20 protein-coding genes are annotated in these 24,256 nt (G+C 68.2%); 1 reads left to right on the plus strand and 19 read right to left on the minus strand.

The annotated features are described in order from the left end of the window. Positions 1-141: 141 nt before the first annotated feature. Both rpoC and rpoB read right to left on the minus strand, forming a co-directional pair. On the minus strand, positions 142-4,413 hold the full coding sequence (gene rpoC, locus GCU42_RS13835) for a DNA-directed RNA polymerase subunit beta' (RefSeq protein ID WP_114228479.1): 4,272 nt from the start codon (positions 4,411-4,413) through the stop codon (positions 142-144). A gap of 74 nt (positions 4,414-4,487) precedes the next feature. Next, complete coding sequence (gene rpoB / locus GCU42_RS13840; protein ID WP_114228478.1) at positions 4,488-8,657, minus strand: DNA-directed RNA polymerase subunit beta; 4,170 nt, start codon at positions 8,655-8,657, stop codon at positions 4,488-4,490. 298 nt (positions 8,658-8,955) lie between these two features. Between rpoB and GCU42_RS13845 the strand changes: the two genes are divergently transcribed. Further along, a complete protein-coding gene (locus tag GCU42_RS13845; RefSeq protein WP_114228477.1) occupies positions 8,956-10,374 on the plus strand; it encodes a hypothetical protein in 1,419 nt (472 codons plus the stop codon). 82 nt (positions 10,375-10,456) lie between these two features. Here GCU42_RS13845 and rplL read toward each other — a convergent pair whose 3' ends face one another. The 17 genes from rplL to panB form a co-directional block, all read right to left on the minus strand. Continuing rightward, positions 10,457-10,834 (minus strand): 50S ribosomal protein L7/L12, encoded by a 378-nt coding sequence (gene rplL, locus GCU42_RS13850; protein WP_114228476.1) that lies wholly within the window; start codon positions 10,832-10,834, stop codon positions 10,457-10,459. 54 nt (positions 10,835-10,888) lie between these two features. Further along, positions 10,889-11,401: a 50S ribosomal protein L10 gene (gene rplJ, locus GCU42_RS13855; protein WP_114228475.1), complete on the minus strand. Its 513-nt coding sequence runs from the start codon at positions 11,399-11,401 to the stop codon at positions 10,889-10,891. A gap of 280 nt (positions 11,402-11,681) precedes the next feature. Then, positions 11,682-12,212: a GNAT family N-acetyltransferase gene (locus GCU42_RS13860; RefSeq protein ID WP_114228474.1), complete on the minus strand. Its 531-nt coding sequence runs from the start codon at positions 12,210-12,212 to the stop codon at positions 11,682-11,684. Between the two features lie 5 nt (positions 12,213-12,217). Continuing rightward, complete coding sequence (locus GCU42_RS13865) at positions 12,218-12,649, minus strand: hypothetical protein (protein WP_114228473.1); 432 nt, start codon at positions 12,647-12,649, stop codon at positions 12,218-12,220. Between the two features lie 22 nt (positions 12,650-12,671). Beyond that, positions 12,672-13,250 carry an anthranilate synthase component II gene (locus tag GCU42_RS13870; protein WP_114228472.1) on the minus strand — a complete coding sequence of 193 codons (579 nt, stop codon included), beginning with the start codon at positions 13,248-13,250 and terminating at the stop codon, positions 12,672-12,674. Continuing rightward, entirely contained in the window at positions 13,247-14,767 is a 1,521-nt protein-coding gene (locus GCU42_RS13875; RefSeq protein WP_114228471.1) for an anthranilate synthase component 1, read from the minus strand. Before GCU42_RS13875 ends, GCU42_RS13870 begins: the two co-directional genes overlap by 4 nt. Beyond that, the gene (gene aroF / locus GCU42_RS13880; RefSeq protein WP_114228470.1) at positions 14,764-15,777 is read right to left on the minus strand and encodes a 3-deoxy-7-phosphoheptulonate synthase; all 1,014 of its coding nucleotides are present in this window, start codon (positions 15,775-15,777) and stop codon (positions 14,764-14,766) included. The genes GCU42_RS13875 and aroF overlap by 4 nt, the downstream gene beginning before the upstream one ends. Positions 15,778-16,061: 284 nt before the next feature. Further along, on the minus strand, positions 16,062-16,469 hold the full coding sequence (locus GCU42_RS13885) for a UrcA family protein (RefSeq protein ID WP_114228469.1): 408 nt from the start codon (positions 16,467-16,469) through the stop codon (positions 16,062-16,064). A gap of 327 nt (positions 16,470-16,796) precedes the next feature. After that, positions 16,797-17,063: a hypothetical protein gene (locus GCU42_RS13890; RefSeq protein ID WP_114228468.1), complete on the minus strand. Its 267-nt coding sequence runs from the start codon at positions 17,061-17,063 to the stop codon at positions 16,797-16,799. Between the two features lie 37 nt (positions 17,064-17,100). After that, entirely contained in the window at positions 17,101-18,282 is a 1,182-nt protein-coding gene (locus GCU42_RS13895; RefSeq protein ID WP_205215006.1) for a BaiN/RdsA family NAD(P)/FAD-dependent oxidoreductase, read from the minus strand. A 71-nt stretch (positions 18,283-18,353) separates the two neighbouring features. Further along, positions 18,354-19,052: a 50S ribosomal protein L1 gene (rplA, locus tag GCU42_RS13900; protein WP_114228466.1), complete on the minus strand. Its 699-nt coding sequence runs from the start codon at positions 19,050-19,052 to the stop codon at positions 18,354-18,356. Between the two features lie 3 nt (positions 19,053-19,055). Further along, positions 19,056-19,487 carry a 50S ribosomal protein L11 gene (gene rplK, locus GCU42_RS13905; RefSeq protein WP_114228465.1) on the minus strand — a complete coding sequence of 144 codons (432 nt, stop codon included), beginning with the start codon at positions 19,485-19,487 and terminating at the stop codon, positions 19,056-19,058. A gap of 204 nt (positions 19,488-19,691) precedes the next feature. After that, positions 19,692-20,027 carry a hypothetical protein gene (locus tag GCU42_RS13910; protein ID WP_114228464.1) on the minus strand — a complete coding sequence of 112 codons (336 nt, stop codon included), beginning with the start codon at positions 20,025-20,027 and terminating at the stop codon, positions 19,692-19,694. A 106-nt stretch (positions 20,028-20,133) separates the two neighbouring features. Continuing rightward, the gene (locus GCU42_RS13915; RefSeq protein WP_114228463.1) at positions 20,134-21,117 is read right to left on the minus strand and encodes a sulfotransferase family protein; all 984 of its coding nucleotides are present in this window, start codon (positions 21,115-21,117) and stop codon (positions 20,134-20,136) included. A 3-nt stretch (positions 21,118-21,120) separates the two neighbouring features. Next, positions 21,121-22,440: an outer membrane protein assembly factor BamB family protein gene (locus GCU42_RS13920; protein WP_114228462.1), complete on the minus strand. Its 1,320-nt coding sequence runs from the start codon at positions 22,438-22,440 to the stop codon at positions 21,121-21,123. Between the two features lie 23 nt (positions 22,441-22,463). Continuing rightward, entirely contained in the window at positions 22,464-23,165 is a 702-nt protein-coding gene (locus tag GCU42_RS13925) for a tetratricopeptide repeat protein (protein ID WP_114228461.1), read from the minus strand. Between the two features lie 135 nt (positions 23,166-23,300). Then, positions 23,301-24,170, minus strand: coding sequence for a 3-methyl-2-oxobutanoate hydroxymethyltransferase (gene panB, locus GCU42_RS13930; protein WP_114228460.1), 870 nt, complete (start codon positions 24,168-24,170; stop codon positions 23,301-23,303). Positions 24,171-24,256: the final 86 nt, after the last annotated feature.

Raw genomic sequence — 24,256 nt, forward strand, 5'->3', positions numbered from 1 at the left:
TGCTAAGTCAGCGTCGCAAACCTAGACAGGCGTTAAAGGAAAACCCCGCTGGAGCAGTAGCTCCGGCGGGGTTTTTCTTTGTCGCGAGAAGGGCAGGAGCCTCCCCCGCCGGCGGGTGCCGGCAGGGGAGGAGCCTCACGCTTAGTCCTGCAGGTAGTCGCCGGCGTCGGCGTCGGTGCCGTGACCGCTCGGGACGACGTCGCCGAGCGGATCATGACCCGATGCCGAGGCGTCGCGCGGCGACTGCGCCAACTCGGCCGCGCGCAGCTCCTCGGCGCTGTTCGGCGCGATGAGAGCCTCGGCCAGCTTGCGCTGGGTCGCCCGCAGCGCCGCGTCGCGGCTGGTGGCCGCCACGCGCAGGCGGTTCATGCCCGCGCCGGTACCCGCCGGGATGAGGCGGCCGACGATGACATTCTCCTTGAGGCCGTTGAGCGTGTCGATCTTGCCCTGGACCGAGGCTTCGGTGAGCACCCGGGTGGTCTCCTGGAAGGAGGCCGCCGAGATGAAGCTGCGGGTCTGGAGCGACGCCTTGGTGATGCCGAGCAGGACCGGCTTGCCGACGGCCGGCCGCTCCTTCTTGGCGAGCTTGGCGTTGATCTCGTCCATTTCCTCGCGATCGACCTGCTCGCCCGCCAGCAGGGTGGTGTCCCCGCCGTCGGTGATCTCGACCTTCTGCAGCATCTGGCGAACGATCACCTCGATGTGCTTGTCGTTGATCTTCACGCCCTGGAGTCGATACACCTCCTGGATCTCGGCGACGAGATATTCGGCCAGCGCCACGACGCCGAGCACTTCCAGGATGTCATGCGGATCCGGCGAGCCGCCGACGAGGTTGTCGCCGCGCTTGACGAAGTCGCCTTCCTGGACGTCGATCACCTTGGACTTGGGCACCAGATATTCGACCGGATCCGAGCCGTCGTCGGGCACGATCGCGATCTTACGCTTGGCCTTATAGTCCTTCATGAAGGTGACCTTGCCGGACACCTTGGCGATGATCGCATTCTCCTTGGGCTTGCGCGCCTCGAACAGCTCGGCGACGCGCGGCAGACCGCCGGTGATGTCGCGGGTCCGGGCGGCTTCACGCGGCAGTCGGGCGAGCACTTCGCCGGCTTCCACGCTCTGGCCGTCCTCGACCGCGACGATCGCGTTGGTCGCCAGGCGGTAGACGCCCGATTCCGTGGCGTCCGCGCCAAGCAGGGTGAGGCGGGGGCGCAGGTCGTCCTTCTTGGAGCGGCCCATGTCCTCGGTCACCACGCGCTGGGCGATACCGGTCGACTCGTCGGTCACCTCGGTCATGGTGCGCTGCTCGATCAGGTCCTGATACTTGATCGTGCCCGCCCGCTCGGTGATCACCGGCGCGAAGCTCGGATCCCACTCGGCGATGCGGTCGCCCTTCGAGACGATGTGCCCACTCTCGCACAGCAGGTGCGCGCCGTACGGCACGCGGTGCGTCGAGAGCTCGCGCCCGTCCATGTCGAGGATCGCGATCTCGCCCGAGCGCGACAGCGAGACGTGGCGGCCGCGCGGATCGGCGATCGTCGGCATGTCCCTGAGCTCGATGGTGCCGTCGACCGGCGCCTCGAGGTTCGACGTCTCGTTGAGCTGGGCGGCGCCGCCGATGTGGAAGGTCCGCATCGTCAGCTGGGTGCCCGGCTCACCGATCGACTGGGCGGCGATCACGCCGACCGCTTCGCCGATGTTGACCGGCGTACCGCGGGCGAGATCACGCCCGTAGCACTTGCCGCAGACGCCCTGGCGGCTGGCGCAGACCAGCGGCGAGCGGATCTTGATGCCCTGCAGGCCGGCGGCCTCGAGCTTCGCCACCATCGGCTCGTCGAGCAGGATGCCCTCGGCGACGATCGTCTCGCCCGACTTGGGATCGACGACGTCCTCGGCCGTGGTGCGACCCAGCACGCGGTCGCCGAGCGAGGCGATCACCGCGCCGCCCTGGACGATGGCGCGCATCTCGAGCGCCTGGTCAGTGCCGCAATCTTCCTCGACGATGACGGCGTCCTGGCTGACGTCGACCAGACGGCGGGTCAGGTAACCCGAATTCGCCGTCTTGAGCGCCGTATCGGCCAGGCCCTTGCGGGCGCCGTGGGTCGAGTTGAAGTATTCAAGGACGGTCAGGCCTTCCTTGAAGTTCGAGATGATCGGGGTCTCGATGATCTCGCCCGACGGCTTGGCCATCAGGCCGCGCATGCCGGCCAGCTGCTTGATCTGCGCCTGGCTACCACGAGCGCCCGAGTGCGCCATCATGTAGATCGAGTTGATCGGCTTCTCGCGGCCGTCCTCGCCCTTGGGCGTGGCCGAGATTTCCTTCATCATCTCCTGCGCGACGCGGTCACCGCAACGCGACCAGGCGTCGATCACCTTGTTGTACTTTTCCTGCTGGGTGATCAGGCCGTCCTGATACTGCTGCTCATAGTCCTTCACGAGCGCGCGGGTCTCCTCGACGAGGGGATCCTTGGCCTGCGGGATGACCATGTCGTCCTTGCCGAAGCTGATGCCGGCCTTGAACGCGTTGCGGAAGCCCAGCGCCATGATGGCGTCGGCGAACAGCACCGTGTCCTTCTGGCCGGTGTGACGATAGACCTCGTCGATGACGTCGCCGATGTCTTTCTTGGTCAGCAGGCGGTTGACGGTCTCGAACGGCACCTTGTGGCTCTTCGGGAGCGTCTCGCCGAGCAGCATGCGGCCCGGCGTCGTCTCGAAGCGCTTCATATACTGGTTGCCGGCCTCGTCCGTCTGCGGAACGCGGCTGATGATCTTGGTGTGGAGCGTGACCGCCCCTGCGGCGATCGCCGAGTGGACCTCCGCCATGTCCGAGATCATCATGCCCTGGCCCGGCTCACCGTCCTTCTCCATCGAGAGGTAGTAGAGCCCGAGCACCATGTCCTGCGAGGGCACGATGATCGGCTTGCCGTTGGCCGGCGACAGGATGTTGTTGGTGCTCATCATCAGGACGCGCGCTTCGAGCTGGGCCTCGAGGCTCAGCGGAACGTGCACGGCCATCTGGTCGCCGTCGAAGTCGGCGTTGAACGCGGCGCAGACCAGCGGGTGAAGCTGGATCGCCTTGCCCTCGATCAGCACTGGCTCGAACGCCTGGATGCCCAAGCGGTGAAGCGTCGGGGCGCGGTTCAGCAGCACCGGATGCTCGCGGATCACCTCGTCGAGGATGTCCCAGACTTCCTTGCGCTCCTTCTCGACCCACTTCTTCGCCTGCTTCAGGGTCATCGACAGACCCTTGGCGTCGAGGCGCGAGTAGATGAACGGCTTGAACAGCTCGAGCGCCATCTTCTTGGGCAGACCGCACTGGTGGAGCTTGAGCTCCGGACCGGTGACGATGACCGAACGGCCCGAATAGTCGACGCGCTTGCCGAGCAGATTCTGGCGGAAGCGGCCCTGCTTGCCCTTGAGCATGTCGGACAGCGACTTGAGCGGACGCTTGTTGGCACCGGTGATTGTGCGGCCACGGCGGCCGTTGTCGAACAGCGCGTCGACGGCCTCCTGCAGCATGCGCTTCTCGTTGCGGACGATGATGTCCGGCGCACGCAGCTCCATCAGCCGCTTGAGGCGGTTGTTACGATTGATCACGCGGCGGTACAGATCGTTCAGATCCGAGGTCGCGAAGCGGCCGCCGTCGAGCGGCACCAGCGGACGCAGCTCGGGCGGGATGACCGGAACGACGTCGAGGATCATCCATTCGGGACGGTTGCCCGACTCGAGGAAGCTCTCGACGACCTTGAGGCGCTTGATGATCTTCTTGGGCTTAAGCTCCGACTTGGTCTCGGCCAGCTCCTTGAGCAGCGCTTCCTTCTCACCCTCGAGGTCGAGGTCCATCAGCATGATCTTGACCGCTTCGGCGCCGATCCCGGCCGAGAAAGCGTCCTCGCCATACTCGTCCTGCGCGTTGAGGAGCTCGTCCTCGGTCAGCAACTGATACTTCTCGAGCGGGGTCAGGCCCGGCTCGATCACGACGTAGCTCTCGAAGTAGAGGATGCGCTCGAGCTGCTTCAATTGCATGTCGAGTAGCAGGCCGATGCGGCTCGGCAGCGACTTCAGGAACCAGATGTGGGCGACGGGCGCGGCCAGCTCGATGTGGCCCATGCGCTCGCGGCGGACCTTGGAGACGGTCACCTCGACGCCGCACTTTTCGCAGACGATGCCCTTATACTTCATCCGCTTGTACTTGCCGCACAGGCACTCGTAGTCCTTGATCGGACCGAAGATGCGCGCGCAGAACAGGCCGTCACGCTCGGGCTTGAACGTGCGGTAGTTGATCGTCTCCGGCTTCTTGATTTCGCCGAACGACCAGCTGCGGATCTTCTCCGGGCTCGCGATCCCGATCTTGATCTCGTCGAAGGTCTCCGGCTTGGCCACCGGGTTCGCGAAGTTCGTCAGTTCGTTCATCACTTACTCCTGCCCTGCGTCAGGGCTTCGAGTTTCTATTCCTGAAGGGGCGAAGGTGAGGGGCTTGGCGCCCCTCACTCCGCCGCCAGCGCCGGCGGCTCGTCGGCCTCGTCGATGCTGGTCAGCTCGACGTTGAGGCCGAGCGACCGCATTTCCTTGACCAGCACGTTGAAGCTCTCGGGAATGCCGGCCTCGAACGTGTCGTCGCCCTTGACGATCGCCTCGTAGACCTTGGTACGGCCGATCACGTCGTCCGACTTCACCGTCAGCATTTCCTGCAGCGTGTAGGCCGCGCCGTAGGCCTGGAGCGCCCAGACCTCCATCTCGCCGAAGCGCTGTCCGCCGAACTGCGCCTTGCCGCCCAGCGGCTGCTGGGTGACCAGGCTGTACGGCCCGATCGAGCGCGCGTGGATCTTGTCGTCCACCAGGTGGTGCAGCTTGAGCATGTAGATGTAGCCCACGGTCACCTTGCGGTCGAACGGATCGCCGGTGCGGCCGTCGAACAGGGTGACCTGGCCCGACGGGTCGAGACCCGCCTTCTCCAGCATCGCCGCGACGTCGGCCTCGCGGGCGCCGTCGAACACCGGGGTGCCCATCGGCAGGCCGCCGGTCAGGATCTGCGCCAACTCCATCACCGCATCGTCATCGCGATCGTCGATCGCGGTGTCGTACTGCGGACCGTACATGTCCTTGAGCTTTGCGCGGACCTTGCCGACGTCCTTGCCGGCGAGGTCCTTGCCGCGGTGGTGCATGTCCTCGAGCATCGCCGAGACCTGCTGGCCAAGGCCGCGCGCGGCCCAGCCCAGGTGGGTCTCGAAGATCTGCCCCACGTTCATGCGCGACGGCACGCCCAGCGGATTGAGGACGATGTCGACCGGGGTCCCGTCCTCGAGGAACGGCATGTCCTCATTGGGCAGGATGCGGCTGATGACGCCCTTGTTGCCGTGACGGCCGGCCATCTTGTCGCCCGGCTGCAGCTTGCGCTTCACCGCGACGAACACCTTGACCATCTTGAGCACGCCCGGAGCGAGCTCGTCACCGGCCTCGATCTTCTGGACGCGATCCTCGTAGCGCTTGACGATGACGGTGACCGCCTCGTCATACTGGCCCTTGAGCGCCTCCAGGTCGGCCTGGCGGCTGTCGTCCTTCACGGCGATCTTCCACCAGTCGTAGCGATCGACGCTCTCGAGAGTCTCGTCGTCGAGCGTGGCGCCCTTCTTGAGGCCCTTGGGCGCGGCGGTCGCGGTCTGGCCGAGCAGCATCTCCTTCAACCGCGCGAAGGTGGCGCGGTTGAGGATCGCGCGCTCGTCGTCGGCGTCCTTCTTGAGACGGTCCTTCTCCTCGGCCTGAATGGCGCGGGTCCGGTCGTCGATGTCGATGCCGTGGCGGTTGAAGACGCGGACGTCGACGATCGTGCCGGCAACGCCCGGCGGCAGGCGGAGCGAGGTGTCGCGCACGTCGCTGGCCTTTTCACCGAAGATGGCGCGGAGCAGCTTCTCTTCCGGCGTCATCGGGCTTTCGCCCTTCGGCGTGATCTTGCCGCACAGGATGTCGCCCGGCTCGACCTCGGCACCGATGTAGACGATGCCCGCCTCGTCGAGGTTGCGTAAGGCTTCCTCGCCGACGTTGGGGATGTCGCGGGTGATATCCTCCGGCCCGAGCTTGGTGTCGCGGGCCATGACCTCGAACTCCTCGATGTGGATCGAGGTGAAGACGTCGTCCTTCACAATCCGCTCGGAGATCAGGATCGAGTCCTCATAGTTGTAGCCGTTCCACGGCATGAACGCGACGAGGACGTTGCGGCCGAGCGCCAGCTCACCGAACTGGGTCGAGGGACCGTCGGCGATGATCTCGCCGGCGGCGACCGTGTCACCGACCTTCACCAGCGGACGCTGGTTGATGCAGGTCGACTGGTTCGAGCGCTGGAACTTCATCAGCGTGTAGATGTCGACGCCGCTCTCGCCCGGACGAAGCTCGCCGGTCGCGCGGATGACGATGCGGGTGGCGTCGACCTGGTCGATGATGCCGGCGCGGCGGGCAGCGATCGCCGCCCCCGAGTCGCGCGCAACCGTCTCTTCCATGCCGGTGCCGACCAGCGGGGCGTCGGCCTGCAACAGCGGCACCGCCTGGCGCTGCATGTTCGAGCCCATCAGCGCGCGGTTGGCGTCGTCGTTCTCGAGGAACGGGATCAGCGAGGCCGCGACCGAAACGAGCTGCTTGGGGCTGACGTCCATCAGCGTGATCTGCTCGCGCGGGGCGATCAGGAAGTCGCCGTTGCGCCGCGAGGAGATGATCTCCTCGGCGAAGCTGCCGTCCTCGTTCAATTCGGCATTGGCCTGCGCGATCGTGTGCTTGGCCTCTTCCATCGCCGACAAATAGACGACGTCGTCGGTGACCTTGCCGTCGATGACCTTGCGGTACGGAGTCTCGATGAAGCCGTACTTGTTGACGCGGCTGAACGAGGCGAGACTGTTGATCAGGCCGATGTTCGGGCCTTCCGGAGTCTCGATCGGGCAGATACGGCCATAGTGCGTCGGGTGGACGTCGCGGACCTCGAAGCCCGCGCGCTCACGGGTGAGACCGCCCGGCCCGAGGGCCGAGACGCGCCGCTTGTGGGTCACTTCGGACAGCGGGTTGGTCTGGTCCATGAACTGCGACAGCTGCGAGGAACCGAAGAACTCGCGCACCGCGGCGACCGCCGGCTTGGCGTTGATGAGGTCGTTCGGCATCACCGTCGACACGTCGACCGAGCTCATCCGCTCCTTCACCGCGCGCTCCATGCGGAGCAGGCCGACGCGATACTGGTTCTCGAGCAGCTCACCGACCGAGCGCACGCGGCGGTTGGCAAGGTTGTCGATGTCGTCGATGTCGCCCTTGCCGTCCTTGAGGTTCACCAGCTCCTTGACCACCGCCAGGATGTCCTCGCGGCGCAGCGTGGTGACCGTGTCTTCCGCGTCCAAGCCGAGGCGCATGTTGAGCTTCACCCGGCCGACGGCCGAGAGGTCGTAGCGCTCCGGATCGAAGAACAGGCCGTAGAAGAGCGCATCGGCGGTCTCGCGCGTCGGCGGCTCGCCGGGGCGCATGACGCGATAGATGTCGCTGAGCGCATGGTCGCCGTCCTCGGCCTTGTCGGCCTTGAGGGTGTTGCGGATCCACGGGCCGGTGTTGACGTAGTCAATGTCGAGCAGCTCGAGCCGGTCGACGCCGGCCTTGTCGAGCTTCTCGAGATTCTCGGCGGTGACCTCGTCGCCTGCCTCGATGTAGATCTCGCCGGTCTGCTCGTTGATGAGGTCATAGGCCGAGAAGCGGCCGAAGATCTGCTCGGTCGGGATGATCAGGTTGGCGAGCCCGTCCTTGCCGGCCTGGTTGGCGCGGCGCGGGGTGATCTTCTCACCGGCCTTGAAGGTGACTTCGCCGGTGTCGGCGTTGACCACGTCGTAGAGCGGCTTCTGCCCGCGCCACTGCTCGGCGGCATAGGGGATCTGCCAGCCGTTCGGCCCGCGGACGTAGACCACGCGGCCGTAGAATTCGTTGAGGATTTCCTCGCTGGTCAGGCCGAGCGCGTGGAGCAGCGCGGTGACCGGCAGCTTGCGCTTGCGGTCGATGCGGACGTTGACGATGTCCTTGGCGTCGAACTCGAAGTCGAGCCACGAGCCGCGATAGGGGATGACCCGCGCGGCGAAGAGGTACTTGCCCGAGGCGTGGGTCTTGCCGCGGTCATGGTCGAACAGCACGCCCGGCGACCGGTGCATCTGGCTGACGATGACGCGCTCGGTGCCGTTGACGATGAAGGTGCCGTTGCCCGTCATCAGGGGCATGTCGCCCATGTAGACGTCCTGCTCCTTGATATCGATGACCGACTTGGCCTCGGTGTCCGGATCGATCTCGAACGAGGTCAGGCGCAGGGTGACGCGCATCGGCGCGGCATAGGTCAGCCCGCGCTGGCGGCACTCGTCGGTGTCGAACTTGGGGTCCTCGAGGACATAATGATCGAAGTCGAGGTGCGCGGTGCCGGCGAAATCCTGGATCGGGAATACCGAGCGCAGGGTCTTCTCGAGCCCCGAGACATAGCCGGTCGCCGGGTCCGAGCGGAGGAACTGCTCATAGCTCTCGCGCTGAACCTCGATGAGGTTCGGCATCTCGCTGATCTCGTGGATGTTCCCGAAGATCTTGCGGATGCGGCGCTGCTTGCTGTTGCGGCTGGCCGAAGTGTTGAGGGGAGCGTCGATCGCCTTGGTCGCCATGGTTCTTCCTGCGCTCGGGACGCGCGGCATCGCCGCGGCCCTGTTCGTGGTTCCGGCGCGGTTCCCGTGAATTCCCCGCCATACGTTCGGACCGATGCGCGGTGCGGCCCGTGTCCCGGCGGGGACAGGAAAGGCCCCGGGCGCACGGCAAGGTGCGGCGGAGCCGTTATGTTTGTTGGATTGACCCCATCTACGCATCGGCGCGCCGATTGCAAGGGGCAAGCCGACCAAAATGGCGCCGCGTGGCTGGGCAAGCTGGCCAACCACTCTTTAAGAGCTGGAGCCTAGAGGAGCAGCCATGGCGAGCGCGCCCATTGATCCGACCGAACCCGCGGTTGCCGCGGCGACCGCACCCGGCGGACGGGCATGGCCGGTGGTCGTGCTGGCGCTGGCGGCGATGGCGATCCTGCTCATCTGGCCGGCGGTGCTGCTGCGCGACGGGGATACCGGCTGGCACCTAGGCGCGGGCGACTTCATCTGGCGCACCCGCACCATTCCGGCGGTCGACCCCTTCTCCTTCACCTTCCGCGGCCAGCCGTGGACCGCGCACGAATGGCTGTCCGAACTGCTGATGAGCGGCGCTTTCAGGGTGGGCGGCTGGAACGGGCTCACGGTCCTGTTCGCGCTGGCCGCCGCGGGCACGCTGCTGCTGATCGGGCGCGAGCTGCTGCGCTGGCTGCCCCCGCGCTGGGCGGCGGTGGGGGTGCTGGTGGTGGGATTCGTCGGCGTGCCGCTGACGGTTGCCCGCCCACACCTGTTCGCCTGGGCGCTGTTCGCGGGCTGGTTGATCATCCTCCTGCGGGCGCGCGAGCAGCGCCGGGCGCCACCGTGGATTGCGCTCGCGCTGATGACGCTGTGGGCCAACCTCCACGCCAGCTACATCCTCGGGATCGGAGTGGCCGGCATCTTCACGGTCGAAGCGCTGATCGACCATCGGCACGAGCCGCGGCTGGCGTTGCGCTGGGCACTCTGGGGGCTGCTGGCGATCGCCGCGACCGCGCTGACGCCGCACGGGCTGCAGGGCTTCCTCTACCCGTTCCAGGTTCGCGACATGAAGGTGCTGGCTATCATCGACGAGTGGCGGCCCGCCGACCTGCGCGACACGCCCTTCCTGCTCTACGCCGCGCTGTTCTGGCTGTTTCTCGCCACTCGCTGGCGGCAGGTGTCGCCGCTGCGGCTGCTGCTGCTCGGCGGGCTGTTTGTGATGACGTTGCTCCACGTCCGCGACCAGATCTTGTTCGCCATCGCCGGCGCGCTGATCGCTGCGCCGCTGGCGGGATCCGGGCAGCATGACGCGCGCCTGCCTTGGCGGACGATTGTCCCGGTGCTTGGCCTGCTCGCGCTCGTCCGGATGATGGTGCCGTGGAGCCTGCCCAACTCGCCGGTCTTTCCGCTGGCGCTGATCGACCGCCTGCCCGCGTCGCTCAAGGCCCAGCCGGTACTCAACGACTATAGCATGGGTGGCCCACTGATCATGCGCGGGATCGCGCCGGCGATAGACGGGCGCGCCGACATGTACGGCGACGACTTCACCTTCGCCCACCTCGCCATGCAGCGCGGCGACATGGCGAAGTTCCGCGCCTTCGTGCAGCGCTGGAACGTCGGCTGGACCATCCTCACCCGCGACTCGCCGCTGGCGAAGAAGCTCGACCATGAGCCGGGCTGGCGGCGGCTGGCGTGGGACGCCAATGCCGTGGTGCACGTGCGGACGCGCTGACACGGAAAAGGGCGACCCCTTGCGGAGCCGCCCTTCCCGATCACGGGCGCTTCAAGACACCCGCAAAAGCTTGGTAAGAAGCTTACTTGAGCTCGACGGTGCCGCCGGCTTCCTCGATCTGCTTCTTGATCTTCTCGGCCTCGTCCTTGTTGACGCCTTCCTTGACGGCCTTCGGCGCACCCTCGACGAGAGCCTTCGCCTCACCCAGGCCGAGGCCGGTGATCGCGCGGACTTCCTTGATGACGTTGATCTTCTTGCCACCGTCACCGGTGAGGATCACGTCGAACTCGGTCTTCTCTTCGGCGGCCGGGGCAGCGGCGCCGCCAGCGGCGGGGCCGGCAACGGCGACGGCAGCGGCGGCCGAAACGCCCCACTTCTCTTCGAGGGCCTTGGCCAGCTCGGCGGCCTCGAGGACGGTGAGCGCCGACAGCTGGTCGACGATGTTGTTGATGTCAGCCATTTGATACTCCTGTGCGGGCAGCGCCCGACTTGTTCATGCGTTGAAAACGAAAGGTCAGGCCGCTTCGGCGGCGTAAGCTCCAAAGACCCGGGCGAGCATTGCGCCAGGCTCGTTGATCGTGCGGGCAATCTTGCTCGCGGGCGCCTGGATGAGGCCCACGAGGGTTGCACGCAGCTGATCGAGCGAGGGCAGCTCGGCGAGCGCCTTGATCCCATTCACGTCGAGGACGGTCTCGCCCATCGCCCCGCCCAGAACCTCGAACTTGTCGGTGGTCTTGGCGAAATCCACGGCGACCTTGGCGGCCGCGACGGGATCGAGCGAAGTGGCGATCGCAGTGGGGCCCTTCAGCAAGTCGCCGATGGGCTGGTACTGCGTTCCGTCCAGCGCGATGAGAGCCAGGCGGTTCTTCGCAACCTTGAACTGCGCTCCGGCGTCGCGCATCCGCAGGCGCAGATCGGTGGACTGGGCCACCGACAGGCCGAGATTGCGGGTGACAACCACCACGCTGGTCTCGGCGAAGACCTGCTTCAGCTCGGCAACCAGATCCGCTTTTTCATTGCGATCCATGCCAACTCCAAACATTGGCCGAGGTGTCGCCACCACGGCCGGCTTCAATGGCCCGCGTGCCGGCAGAACCGGAACTCGGGCGACGACTGTCCGTGGGGTTGGGCGATCGGTGCGCTTCAACGCACGAGCGGGCAGGCGGCGTACCGGTGCCCGGATGATCTCTCTTCCCCGTCTCGGCTGCGAATTAAGCCCCTCGAGTGACCTCGGGACAGCAGCTGTCTCGGACGGCGCTCCGGCAAGCCGGAACGTGGGGGCGCCTATACGCGAAAGTGCCGCGGGTTCAAGGGGGTGTGGCGGTGCCGGGCCCGAGCGCGCGCTGCATGTAGACATTGTCGAGCCAGCGCTCGTGCTTCCAGCCGAGGCCGGTCAGCCGCCCGACCTCGCGGAAGCCGCAGCGGGCGTGGAGCGCGATCGAGGCAGGCTCGGCACCGCCGATCACCGCGACCATCTGGCGAAAGCCGCGCTGCTCGGCGGCAGCGATGAGCGCCTCCAGGAGCGCTGTGCCGAGCCCGCGCCCGGCGGCATCGGCGGCAACGTAGATGCTGTCCTCGCAGGCATGAGCGTAAGCCGGGCGGGGTCGGAACTGGCTGGCATTGGCCCAGCCAAGCAGCCGCTCGTCATCCTCGATCACCAGCCACGGCCAGCCGGGCTCGAGCACGGCCTGCATCCGCCCGGCCATCGCCGCCGCGTCGGGCGGCTCGAGCTCGTAGCTGGCGGTGCCGTGACGGACGTGGTGCGCGTAGATGGCGGCCACCGCCGCCGCGTCGGCCAGGCGGGCGGGGCGGATGCGCGCGGTCGAAGGCCCGGTCATGGCGGCTAGCGATGCCGCCGACCGGTGGTCGCGCCAAGGTGAAAATCTGGCTCGCCTGCCCGCCTCATGCGTTGAGCCCCAGTAGCCACCCGATGACAGGAGGAGACCACATGGGCAGCGAGCGAGACGACCGATTTGACGAGCGCGACCGCGCCTTTTTCCGCGACGACCGGGCCGAGCATGGCGCGGTGCACGGCAATCTGATGGGCAATGCCGAGCACCGGGTGCGCGACTGGTTCGAAGGTCACGCCGACGACCACGACGAGCCCTACCGCCGTTTCCGCCAACGCCACATTGCCGAGATGGATCGCGACTATGACGCGTGGCGGCAGGACCGACAGCACGACTTCCACCGCGAATTCGACGGCTGGCGCGCGCAACGCCAGCAGGGCCAGGCGGACGAAATGCCTGCGCTCGAGCTCAGCGACGCGGTGCACGCCACCGCGCCCGGCACGCCCGTCACTGCGGAGCAGCCGCCCGCAGCAAATTCGCCAGCATCGCGTCGCCGTGGGTCGTCAGGATCGACTCGGGGTGGAACTGCAGCCCCCACTGACGCGCCGCAGGATCGCTGAACGCCATCGCCATCCCGTCGATGCTTCCATGGACGGTGAAGCGTTCGGGAAGGTGGCGGGTGCAGAGCGAATGGTAGCGCCCGATCCGTAGCGGATTGGGCAGGCCGGCGAATGGGCCGGCGCCGTCGTGCGGCAGCAGGGTCGCCTTGCCGTGGACCGGGTCGGCGGCACGCTCGACCCGGCCGCCGGCTTCCTCGACGATCGCCTGATGGCCGAGGCAGATGCCGATCAGCGGCACGCGTCCCTTCGCCAGCGCGATGAGCTCGAGGCAGCAGCCGGCGTCCGGCGGCGCGCCGGGTCCGGGCGAGAGCATGAGCGCCGCGCCGCTGTCTTCGGCCTGGGCGAGCGCCTCGTCGGCGGCGATGGTGTTGCGAAGGACGCGGACCCTCGACCCCAACCGCTGCAGGCTCTCGACGAGGTTGAAGGTGAAGCTGTCGAGATTGTCGATCAGGAGGACGGGGGTCATGCCGCTTGTCCCAGCACCCCGAGCAAGGCCGAGGCCTTGGCGCGGGTCTCGGCCGCTTCGGACTGCGGATCGCTGTCGTGGACCACGCCGGCGCCGGCGCGGACGTGAGCGGTGCCGTCGATGACGAGTGTCGAGCGGATCACTACCGCGGTGTCCATGACCCCGTCGCCGTTCACCCACCCGACCGCGCCGCCGTAAGGTCCGCGGCGGGTGAGCTCGAGTTCGCGCAGCAATTGCATGGCGCGGATCTTGGGCGCGCCGGTCAGGGTCCCGACGTTGAGGCAGGCAGCGAGCGCGTCGAAGGCGTCGAGCCCGATCCTGAGCTTGCCGGTGACCGAGGAGACGAGGTGCATGACGCGCGAGAAGCGTTCGACGGTGAGCAGCCTGGCGACCCGCCGCGTGCCCGGCAGCGACACCCGCGCGACGTCGTTGCGGGCGAGGTCGACCAGCATCATGTGCTCGGCCAGTTCCTTGGTGTCGAGCCGCATCTCGGCCTCGAGCCGGTCGTCCTCGTCGGGGCTCGCTCCGCGCGGGCGAGTACCGGCGATCGGCTTGACCTCGACGGTGAGCGCGCCGCCGGCGGCGGCATCGCGGGCGAGGCGGACACTGGTTTCGGGGCTGGCGCCGAGCAGGGTGAAATCGGCGCCGCGGAGGTAGAAGCGGTAGCTCGACGGCTCGATGGAGCGAAGGCGGCGGTAGGCGTCGAGCGGGTCGGGGCAGGGGGCCGAAAAGGTCCGCGATGGGACGATCTGATAGACCTCGCCGGCGGCGATCGCTTCCTTCGCCTTGGCGACGGTGGCGGCGTAGGCGGAGTCATCGAGATCGGTGGTTGTTCCGGCTCGAACGCCGCTGGCGCCTCCGCCAGTCGCTGGCGCGACGGCCACCTCCCCATTGCTGCGCGACAGGGAGGAGCTCAAGGTCAGCATCTCCTCCAGCCGCTGCGCTGCATCGTTGGCCTGGCGCTCGTCGCCGCCGAACGCCGCGCACAGCAGCCGCGCCGCGCCGCCGGGCTCGATCACCGCCAGGCTCTCGGGCACCCAGAACAGGTAATCGGGGAAGCCGAGCGGGTCGGCGGCGGCGGCGGGGATGGCTTCGCCGAATCCCGCCTGGTCGAAGCTGCTGACGCCGAGGACGAGCGCGCCGAACGGATCGGCCGGCGCGCCGCATGCCCCGAGCAACGCCCGCAGCGCGTGGAGCGGCGCGGGGGCGGCGAGCCTTTCCTCGGCGTCGTCGGTCGTCGGCACCGGATAGTCCAGGGTGAGTGTGCCCGACAGAGCGAGCCCCTGCCGGCGCGCCACTTCGGCGAGCAGGGCTGCGCCATTCGCGGTCAGCGCTTCGAGGGTGACCTGCCCATCGCGCGCCGAGGCGCGGACGGCGGCGGCGGTCATCACCAGCGTGCGGCCGTCATTGGCCTCAAGCAGGCCGGTGTCGGGCCGCGTGCCCCCGGCGCTCGCCGCGGCGTAGAAGGCGAGGGGATCGAGCCGGCCGCCGAGCCGCCGCTGGACGAGCCGGATCACAAGCTTCGCCCGACCGCGGCGGCGAGCGGCCGCAACCGGCCCATCAGGTCGGCGAATTGCTCGGGATAGAGCGATTGGGCGCCGTCCGACAGCGCCTTGGCCGGATCGCGGTGAACCTCGATCATCAGCCCGTCGGCCCCGGCCGCGACGCCCGCCAGCGCCATCGCCGGCACCAGCTCGCGCATCCCGGTGCCGTGGCTGGGATCGACGATCACCGGCAGATGGGTGCGCGCCTTGACGTAGGGCACGGCGTTGAGGTCGAGCGTGTTGCGGGTCGCAGTCTCGAAGGTGCGGATGCCGCGCTCGCACAGGATGACCTGATCGTTGCCGGCGCTGAGCAGATATTCCGCAGCCAGCAACCATTCCTGGATGGTGGCGGAGAGGCCGCGCTTGAGGACCACGGGGCGGCGGGTCTGGCCGACCGCGCGGAGCAGGGCGAAATTCTGCATGTTGCGCGCGCCGACCTGGAGCGCGTCGGCCTGCGCCGCGACGACCTCGAGGTCGGCGGTGTCCATCACCTCGGTGACCACCGGCAGGCCAAGCTCGTCGCCGACCTCGCGCAGGATCGACAGGCCGGCGGGGCCGTGGCCCGAGAAGCCGTAGGGGCTGGTGCGCGGCTTGTAGGCGCCGGCGCGGAGCAGGGTCGCGCCGGCGTTCTTGGCGGCGAGCGCGCTTTCGTAAAGCTGGTCGCGATCCTCGACCGCGCAGGGGCCGGCGATCACCACCAGCCGGTCGCCGCCGACCGGGACGCCGCCGACCTCGACCACCGTGTCATGCGGGTGGAGTTCACGGCTGACCAACTTGTAGGGGGCGAGGATCGCCTTGACACTCTCGACCGCGGGATCGCTGTCGAGCGCCAGTTCGGCGAGTACGCGCTCGTCGCCCAGGGCGCCGAGCACGACACGCTCGCTGCCCGGCATGTGGAGCGGCTTGAGGCCGGCGCCTTCGATTCGGGCAAGTAGCCGCTCGGCGCTGTCGGCGGGGGCGTCGGGCTTGAGAACGATGATCATGGCGGGGTCTGGTCCTGCGGAACGGGAGGGAAAGGCACCCGGCAGGTCAACAAAAAACCCGCCGGAGGGGCGGGTCGGAGTTACTCGTCTGGTGGAAATACGAGTCTAGGCCGGCACGCCGCAAAGGAGCTGCCAGCGCCACCAGCGACGGGTCGGGAGAAGGGCGGTCGTCATCGCCGCCGTTCTTAACTGGCGCGCGGCACCCGTCAAGCGCGGCGTTGCTGTCGCGGTTGAGTCGGTGGCGGGAGCGGCGCCACGGCGGCGTCGCTCCCGCTTTGCGAGGTTCACTGCACCCCGAACTTGATGGTGCCGTTCATCGCGAGCGCCCGATCGGCGTCGGTGGCGGTGCCACTGGCAAGGCGGCCGGCGCGGGCAACGGCGGCGGCCATCTGCGGCTGGGCCTGGCCCCAGGCGGCGTTGACGCACTGGGTGTTCCCGGTCGGCTCGGTGCTGTCGTAGCTCGGCTCGCACACGGTGCGAATCGCGCCCGAGACACGCTGGCGCAGCGTCACCTGCCCCGGCCGGTGAGCGAGATCGAGGTCGGCATAGCTCACCCGGGCGACGGGCACGTCATTCTCGATCGATGCGGTCACCGTCACGTCGCGGGCGGCGGCGGGGCCGGCGGCGAGCAGCATGGCGCCACTGGCGCTGAGCGCGGCGGCGATCCCGAACAGCAATTTGGTCTTCAGCATGGCTTGCACTCCTTTGTCATACCCCGGCAGGAGTGGGGTAGAGGAGTAATACAGCGCTACAAATGTAACTTCCCGTCGACATCGGCGAATGCGCGCTGGGATCGGCAGGACGACGAACGGGCCTGCCGGCGCCCCTCGACGACCGGAGGGCGTCGACCAGCGGCGGTTGGGCGACGAACCGCCGGATGAACGGCCAAGAGGGGCGCACCGATGGCTGAACGAGGTCAGGAAGATGCGAAAACTCCCCCGCGGTTGGGCCGCGGGGGAGCAATATCGCGGCGGGTGAACGGCTTAGCGGCGACAGCCGCCGCCTCCGCCGGTCGCGCCTTATTGTCCGGTCAGGGGCAGCGAGTCGCGGCGGCCGGGATCGTCGGCGTCGAGCTCCTCGATGTCGTCGCTCTCGAGCTCGGCCCCAGCGGCAGCGCCGGCCGCGTCGCCCTGTGCCTCGACCTCGTGCGCGGCGAGTTCGGCATTGATCGAATCGAAGGCGGTGCCCGCCAGCTCGCTCGGGCTGCTGAGCGGGTGGTCGTCGCCGAATTCCTTGTCGTCGGTGAGGTCGGCGGTCTCGTCCTGCGTCGGGTCGCGGTCGGTCATGGTAATCTCCTTCGCGACAGATAACGCGCTTGGGAGATTAAAGAGCCTGCGCGGCGGCGTGCCCGCTCGCCCAGGCCCACTGGAAATTATAGCCGCCGAGCCAGCCGGTGACGTCGACCGCCTCGCCGATGACGTGAAGTCCCGGCACCGTGCGCGCCGCCAGCGTCTTCTGGTCGAGCGTGGCGGTGCTGACTCCGCCGGCGGTGACCTCGGCCTTGGCATAGCCTTCAGAGCCGTTGGGCATGAACCGCCAGTCGGCGAGGCGCTGCTCGGCCTCGGCCAGCCGTTGGTCGGGCAGGTTGGCGAGCTCGCCGCCAAGCGCAAGCCGCTCGGCGAGCGTCTCGGCGAGGCGGGCGGGGAGGTGGTGGGCGAGGACAGCGCCGAGGCGGCTGCGTGGGCGCTCGCGCTTGGCGGCGCGCAGCCAGCCGTCGGCGGCCTGCGGGAGGAAGTCGATCCCCACCGCCTGGCCGCGACGCCAGTAGCTCGACACCTGGAGGATGGCGGGACCGCTCAAGCCGCGGTGGGTGAACAGCGCCGCCTCGCGGAAGGCGGCGCCGCCGCAGCGCGCCTCGACCGGCGCGGCGACGCCGGAGAGGGTGCGGAACAGCGTCTCGCCGCCGCCGAGCGTCAGCGGGACCAGCGCCGGGCGCGGCTCGACCACCTTGAGCCCGAACTGCCGGGCGAGATCGTAGGCGAAGCCGGTGGCGCCAAGCTTTGAGATCGACGGGCCGCCGGTCGCGATCACCAGCGCGGGCGCGACCAAAGTGCGCTCGCCGATGGTCACGCGGAACTGGCCGTCGGCATGATCGACCGCGCGGATGGCGTGGCCGAAGCGGAAATCGACGCCACCTTTGGCGCATTCGTCCATCAGCATGGCGACGATCTGGCGGGCGCTGCCGTCGCAGAACAATTGGCCGAGCGTCTTCTCGTGCCAGGCGATGCCGTGCGCCTCGACGAGGGCGAGGAAGTCCTGCGCGGTGTAGCGGCTGAGCGCCGAGCGCGCGAAATGCGGGTTGGCCGAGAGGTAGCGCTCGGGCGCGGTGCCGAGGTTGGTGAAATTGCAGCGGCCGCCGCCCGAAATGAGGATTTTGCGGCCGGGCTCGTCATTATGGTCGACGACTGCGATCCGCCGGCCCCGCTGCCCGGCGACGCCGGCGCACATCAACCCGGCGCCGCCGGCACCGAGCACGATCGCTTCAAAGCTGTCGGTGGCGGTCATCACGCGTTCCCATGAACGAAAAAGGCCGGAGCGTCGCCGCCCCGGCCTTTCGCTTGCTCAGTCGTGGACGCTTAGGCTCCGGCGATCTCTTCGAGCGCGAGCTTGACGCCCGGACCCATGGTCGAGCTCAGCGCCGCCTTCTGGAGGTACTTGCCCTTGGCGCCCGCCGGCTTGGCCTTGACGATCGCGTCGACGAACGCGTCGAAGTTCGCGCGCAGGTCAGCGGCGTCGAACGAGCACTTGCCGATGCCGGCGTGGATGATCCCCGCCTTCTCGACGCGGAACTCGATCTGGCCGGCCTTGGCGTCGGTGACCGCCTTGGTGACGTCCATGGTGACGGTGCCGAGCTTCGGATTCGGCATCAGGCCCTTGGGACCCAGCACCTTACCGAGGCGGCCGACGACGCCCATCATGTCAGGAGTCGCGATGACGCGATCGAAATCGATCTGGCCGCCCTGGATGCTCTCCATCAGGTCCTCGGCCCCGACCACGTCGGCGCCGGCCTTCTGGGCTTCCTCCGCCTTGGCGCCCTTGGCGAACACCGCCACGCGGACGGTCTTGCCGGTGCCCTTGGGCAGGTTGACGACGCCGCGGACCATCTGGTCGGCGTGGCGCGGGTCGACGCCGAGATTCAGCGCGACCTCGAGGGTCTCGTCGAACTTCGAGGTGGCGAGGCTCTTGGCCAGCGCGATCGCCTCGTCGACGCCGTAGAGCTTCTCACGGTCGACCTGACCGACGGCGTTCTTCTGCTTCTTGGTCTGCTTGGCCATCGCTTAGCCCTCCACAACCTGGAGGCCCATGGCGCGCGCCGAGCCTTCGATGATCTTAGTCGCCGCCTCAATGTCGTTGGCATTGAGGTCCTTCATCTTGGTCTCGGCGATCTGCGACAGGGCCGAGCGCTTGATGGTGCCCGCGCTGACCTTGCCCGGCTCCTTCGAGCCCGACTTGAGACCCGCGGCCTTCTTGATCAGGAAGCTGGCGGGCGGGCTCTTGGTCGCGAAGGAGAAGGAGCGATCCGCATAGACGGTGATCACCGTCGGGATCGGCATGCCCTTTTCCATTTCCTGCGTCGACGCGTTGAACGCCTTGCAGAATTCCATGATGTTGACGCCGCGCTGACCCAGCGCGGGGCCGATCGGCGGAGACGGATTGGCGGCGCCGGCCGGCACCTGCAGCTTGATATAGCCGGTAATTTTCTTGGCCATGTCACTCTCGTTGTTGTGGTGTCGGACCGCGAATAGCAGCCAGGCACGCGAAGTTTAGCGGTTCAGGCGGGCAACTTGCGTCACCCTCCCGCAGGCGTTTTCCAGTGATGTGCTGGAGGCGGCGCCTCTAGCGAAGAGAGGGCGCGGAGGCAAGGGGAGGCGGGGGCCGGGCGAACGCGGCGGTTCGCCCGGCCCGCCAATCCCTTAGCGGTAGTAATAGCAGCGCTGCGGGGCGGTGATGCTGCGGTCGATCGCGCGGCCCGCGAAGGCGCCGCCGACCGCACCGGCCGCGGTGCCGAGCAGCCCGTGGCCGAGCAGTCCGCGCCCGAGCAGCGCGCCGCCGACGCCGCCGGCGATGAGGCCCGCGGTGCCATTCGAATGGCGGCAGGTCTTGTAGGCGTACCCGTAGGCCGTGCGGCCATGATAGCCGCGGCTGTAGTGGCGGCTGTGATGGGTCCGCGCCTCGACCGGCGCGGCCATCGTCGTCGCAGTGGTGGCCGCCAGCGCGGTGGCCGCGATCATGCGATTGAACGTCTTCATCTTCTTTTCCCTTCCGAAGCTGAAGGGAGAGAATGGCCGAGCGGCACTGAACCCCCACTGAGGCGGCCGTTCATCTGGGATACGGGTCGGCGACCCGCCAAGCCTGTCAGTCGACCGCCAGCCAGTGCGACAGGTCGCGGCCGATCAGGCGGCCCAATTTGGCGGTGTCGGCGGCAAAGGCGTCGTGAATCTGCTGGCGCAGCGCGCGGTCTAGCACGACCTTGGGGGCGGGGACCTCGTTCCACTGGATCAACCGCTTGCGCGCGCGCATCACTGCAGTGACGGCGGGAGAGGGCGGCTTGCCCGACCCCTTGGCGAGGCGCGCCCGGAACCGGCGGCCGGCGAGCAGGCTCGTCACCAGTGGCGGCCGCTGGAGGAGGCGCTGGAGCCAGTGCCAGCGGACGCCCTCCGCCGCGCGCACCGCCGGAAACTCGCGGCGGCCGTCATCGGGCAGGCCGAGGAAGGCGAGCATGTCGGCATAGACCGCGGCCGGGCGGGCGACGAGGTCGTCGTGGACGACGACGTGGCAATGCTCGCGGCCGACCACGGCGAAAAAATGCTCCACCGCGTCGCCGAGCTTTCCGGCGAGGTCGTAGCGCAGCATCCGCGGGTCGAGCGTGCTCGACGGGATGCGGCGGCCGGCGGCGCGCTCGGGCACCAGTCGCCACGCCGCGGCGAAGCTTGGCGCGGTCTCGTCCCCGGTGACTAGATAGCGCTGGTGAAGCGAGGGGAGCATCTTCATCGGATCGCGCACCGCGATGATAAATTTGGCCTCGGGCCACAGCTTGAGCAGCGGGGCGAGGCGATCGGCGCCGAACAGGTAGGAGACCGAGCCTTCCATCAGCAGCTCGGCCGTGCGCCATTCGGGCCCGAAGAAGCGCTCGCAATAGCCCTGCTCGACGGTCTCCCGCAGCGTCGCCTCGTCCAGCCCGTCGAGATCGAAGATGGTGAAGTAATGCGGCTCCTTCGGCGACGAGAAGGTCACCGCCGGGTGGGTCATCAGATAATTGGCGAGACTGGTCGTCCCGCAGCGGGGCGCGCCGACGATCGCCGCCAGCGGAGGCCATCGCTCGCCCGGCGAGTCACTCATCGCTTAGCGGAAGGCGTGCAGCCGAGCGCGATCATCGAGGATGTAGAGCGCGTTGTTGGCGACCACGGGGGCGAGGTGGACCCCGACCCCGACATTGGTCTGGCCCTGGACCGCGCCATTGTCGGGATTGACGCTGACCAGCGCGCCGGTCGAGCTGGCAAGCAGCAGGCGGCCGCCGGCGGCGACCGGACCGACGTAAGTGATGACGCCCGATTTGTTCTTGGGCTTCACGAAACCGGGAAGCTGGGTGATCCAGCGGATCTTGCCGGTGTTTCGGGCGATCGCGACCAGTCGCGCGTCATCGGTCACGACGAACACCCAGTCGCCGACCACCGCGGGGGTGGCGATGCCGGCGATGTTGAGCTCCCAGATGCGCTGGCCCGACAGCAGGTCGATCGCGACCATCCGGCCGCCCTGGCCGACCGCGAACACCTGACCGTTGTCGATCACCGGCGAGGCGTCGATGTCCGACAGCGTCGCGACCGAGGTCGAGATCGAGGTCCGCGCGAGCGCGTCCTGCCAGACGGTGCGGCCGTTCTCGGCGCGGTAGGCGTTGAGCTCGCCCGAGCTGAAGCCCGCGACCACGGTCGACTGGGCGAGCGCCGGGGCGCCGGTACCGAACACGCCGGCGATCTCGAGGCTGGCGGGGTTGGTCCAGTTGGTGGTGCCGTCGACCGCTTTCAAAGAGGTGATCTGGTTGTCCTGGCTCATCACATAGACGTTGGTGCCGTCGACCGACGGTGCGCCGCGCAAGGGGCCGCTCATCCGCACGGTCCAGGCGATCCCGCCGGTGTCGGTGGCGAGCGCGGCGACATAGCCGAGGCCGTTGGTGGCGAAGGCGCGTCCGTTCGAGACGGCGACGCCGCCGCCGAACAGCGAGGCGTTGTTGCGCTTGCTGGTGCCGAACTGGGTCGCCCACAGCTGGCGGCCGCTGTTGGCGTCGAACGCGCGCACGGTCGAGCTGGTGTCGATGGTGAAGACCTTGCCACCGTCGACCACCGGAGCCGCCGCGAGCCGCTCGTTGGGGCGGTCACCGCCGCCGACGCTGGCGCTCCACGCGAGGTGCAGGCTGGCGGGCAGCGCGACGTGGCCGATCGCCTTGCTCGGCGTGCCGCCAGGCTGCGGCCAGTCGGTGTTGACGGTCGCGTCGGGCAGCGAAAAGGCCTCCGCAGCGGTCGCCGGATCGACCGCGATGTCGGCGTCGCGCGTGAGGACCGAGGTCCGGTTGCCGACCACCGGTGTCTTCTTGGGGTGGCCCTTGAAGGTGTTGCAGCCGCTCAAGAGCGCGGCCGCGATCATCACTCCGACGAGGCTCTTCTTCATGTGGGTCACGTCCGTGCTGATCCTTACTGGCCGGCGACGAGCCCGCTGGCGGCGTCCACGCCCAGCGAACTGGCGAGTTGCAGCGCCCGCGAGCGGATGCCGCCCGGAACTTGATTGTCTTGCGCGACGCGGGCGAACATCCGCCCCGCTTCGGCCTTGCGATTGGCCTTGAGCAGCGCGGCGCCGGTCATCTCGCCGGCGGTGCCGAACCACGGATTGCCGGGCTGCGCGAACGGCTGGAGCCGGGCGATCACGTCGTCGGGCTTGAGGCTGTCGAATTCGATGGCGGTCTGGCGGATGAGCGCGGCATCGCGGACCGACTGCGGTTGGTCCTTGTCGTCGGCGACCGCCTTGTAGGAGGCGAGCGCCTTGGCACGGTCGCCATTGCTCTGCGCCAGCGCGCCCTGGATCATCTGCGCCAGGCCGCTATATTCGTCGTTGCCGCTGTCGGCGATCGCCTGGAGCTGGTCCTGCACCGGCTTGCCGTTACGCCCCGACGAGACGTCGTTGAGAACGGCCAGCAATTTCTCGCTCTGCTCGGCCGCCTGCTGGCGCTGATGCTCCTGCCACCACAGGAAGGCGCCGGCGGCGATGATGAACAGCACGAGTGCGCCGATCAGCCAGCTGCCGTAGCGCTTGACGAAATTCTCGGCCTGGTCGCGGCGCAGATTCTCGTCGACTTCGCGGATGAAGCTTTCGTTGGTTTCGCCGGGAGCCAGAGCCAAGGATGCGGACTTTCAGATGATCAGAAGAACGGTCGCCACACCCTCTTCACCCGAGCGCGGATGAACAGAAGCTTGGCAGCGAAGCGCGTCTAGAGGCTTTTGCGCGCGAGGCAAAGGGGAGCGCCGGCGGCCGCCTCACGCCTTGGGGCGATAGGTCTGGTCGGCGGTGGGGAAGCGGCGCTCGCGCACTTCGCCGGCATAGGTCGCGACCGCCTCGGTGATACGGGTGGCGAGATCGTCGTAGCGTTTGACGAACCGCGGGGTGCGCTCGAACAGGCCGAGCATGTCCTCGGTCACCAGCACCTGGCCGTCGCACCTAGCCGAAGCGCCAATGCCGATCACCGGCGGCTCGACCGCTCCCGCGACCTCGGTGGCGATGTCCTCGAGCACGCCTTCGACCACGATGGTGAAGGCCCCGGCCTGGGCGATCGCGCTGGCGTCGGCCTTGATCTTGGCGGCCTCGGCCTGGTTGCGGCCGCGCGCGCCGTAGCCGCCGAGCGCGTTGACCGCCTGCGGGGTCAGGCCGACATGGCCGATCACCGGAATGCCGCGCTCGGTGAGGAAGCGGACGGTCGGCGCCATCGCCTCGCCGCCCTCGAGCTTGACCGCCGCGCAGCCGGTCTCCTTCATCACCCGCGCCGCGCTTTCGAACGCCTGCTCGGGTGAGGCCTCGTAGCTGCCGAACGGCATGTCGACCGCGACCAGCGCGTGCCAGCTGCCGCGCACCACCGCGGCGCCGTGCGCGCACATCATCTCGAGCGTCACCGGCACCGTCGAAGGCAACCCGTAGATCACCTGGCCAAGGCTGTCGCCGACCAGCAGCAGGTCGCAATGCGGATCGAGCAATTGCGCCATCCGCATCGTGTAGGCGGTCAGCATGACGATCGGCTCGGCGGTGACGCCTTCGGTCTTGCGGCCCTTGAGGCCCGGCACGGTCATTCTTTTGCCGGGGACCGGTGACGGAGTGGCTCTGCTGGTGGCGGTGTCGAGGGTGAAGGTGCTCATGGCGCAAGGTCTCTAGCGTAACCGTCGCGCGGAGTCTTCGAGTGGTCACGCCAGGTCCACCGTGGTGCCATCTGGCGCGTCTATAA

Source organism: Sphingomonas ginsengisoli An et al. 2013 (assembly GCF_009363895.1).
GTDB lineage: Bacteria > Pseudomonadota > Alphaproteobacteria > Sphingomonadales > Sphingomonadaceae > Sphingomicrobium > Sphingomicrobium ginsengisoli.

Coding starts and splice junctions, on each gene's coding strand:
- rplA (WP_114228466.1), bottom strand. CDS start 19,052: ATGGCCAAGCAGACCAAGAAGCAGAAGAACGCCGTCGGTCAGGTCGAC.
- GCU42_RS13915 (WP_114228463.1), bottom strand. CDS start 21,117: ATGAGTGACTCGCCGGGCGAGCGATGGCCTCCGCTGGCGGCGATCGTC.
- aroF (WP_114228470.1), bottom strand. CDS start 15,777: ATGATCATCGTTCTCAAGCCCGACGCCCCCGCCGACAGCGCCGAGCGG.
- GCU42_RS13910 (WP_114228464.1), bottom strand. CDS start 20,027: ATGAAGACGTTCAATCGCATGATCGCGGCCACCGCGCTGGCGGCCACC.
- rplK (WP_114228465.1), bottom strand. CDS start 19,487: ATGGCCAAGAAAATTACCGGCTATATCAAGCTGCAGGTGCCGGCCGGC.
- GCU42_RS13845 (WP_114228477.1), top strand. CDS start 8,956: ATGGCGAGCGCGCCCATTGATCCGACCGAACCCGCGGTTGCCGCGGCG.
- GCU42_RS13920 (WP_114228462.1), bottom strand. CDS start 22,440: ATGAAGAAGAGCCTCGTCGGAGTGATGATCGCGGCCGCGCTCTTGAGC.
- rplJ (WP_114228475.1), bottom strand. CDS start 11,401: ATGGATCGCAATGAAAAAGCGGATCTGGTTGCCGAGCTGAAGCAGGTC.
- GCU42_RS13870 (WP_114228472.1), bottom strand. CDS start 13,250: ATGACCCCCGTCCTCCTGATCGACAATCTCGACAGCTTCACCTTCAAC.
- rpoB (WP_114228478.1), bottom strand. CDS start 8,657: ATGGCGACCAAGGCGATCGACGCTCCCCTCAACACTTCGGCCAGCCGC.
- rplL (WP_114228476.1), bottom strand. CDS start 10,834: ATGGCTGACATCAACAACATCGTCGACCAGCTGTCGGCGCTCACCGTC.
- GCU42_RS13895 (WP_205215006.1), bottom strand. CDS start 18,282: ATGACCGCCACCGACAGCTTTGAAGCGATCGTGCTCGGTGCCGGCGGC.
- panB (WP_114228460.1), bottom strand. CDS start 24,170: ATGAGCACCTTCACCCTCGACACCGCCACCAGCAGAGCCACTCCGTCA.
- rpoC (WP_114228479.1), bottom strand. CDS start 4,413: ATGAACGAACTGACGAACTTCGCGAACCCGGTGGCCAAGCCGGAGACC.
- GCU42_RS13860 (WP_114228474.1), bottom strand. CDS start 12,212: ATGACCGGGCCTTCGACCGCGCGCATCCGCCCCGCCCGCCTGGCCGAC.
- GCU42_RS13890 (WP_114228468.1), bottom strand. CDS start 17,063: ATGACCGACCGCGACCCGACGCAGGACGAGACCGCCGACCTCACCGAC.
- GCU42_RS13885 (WP_114228469.1), bottom strand. CDS start 16,469: ATGCTGAAGACCAAATTGCTGTTCGGGATCGCCGCCGCGCTCAGCGCC.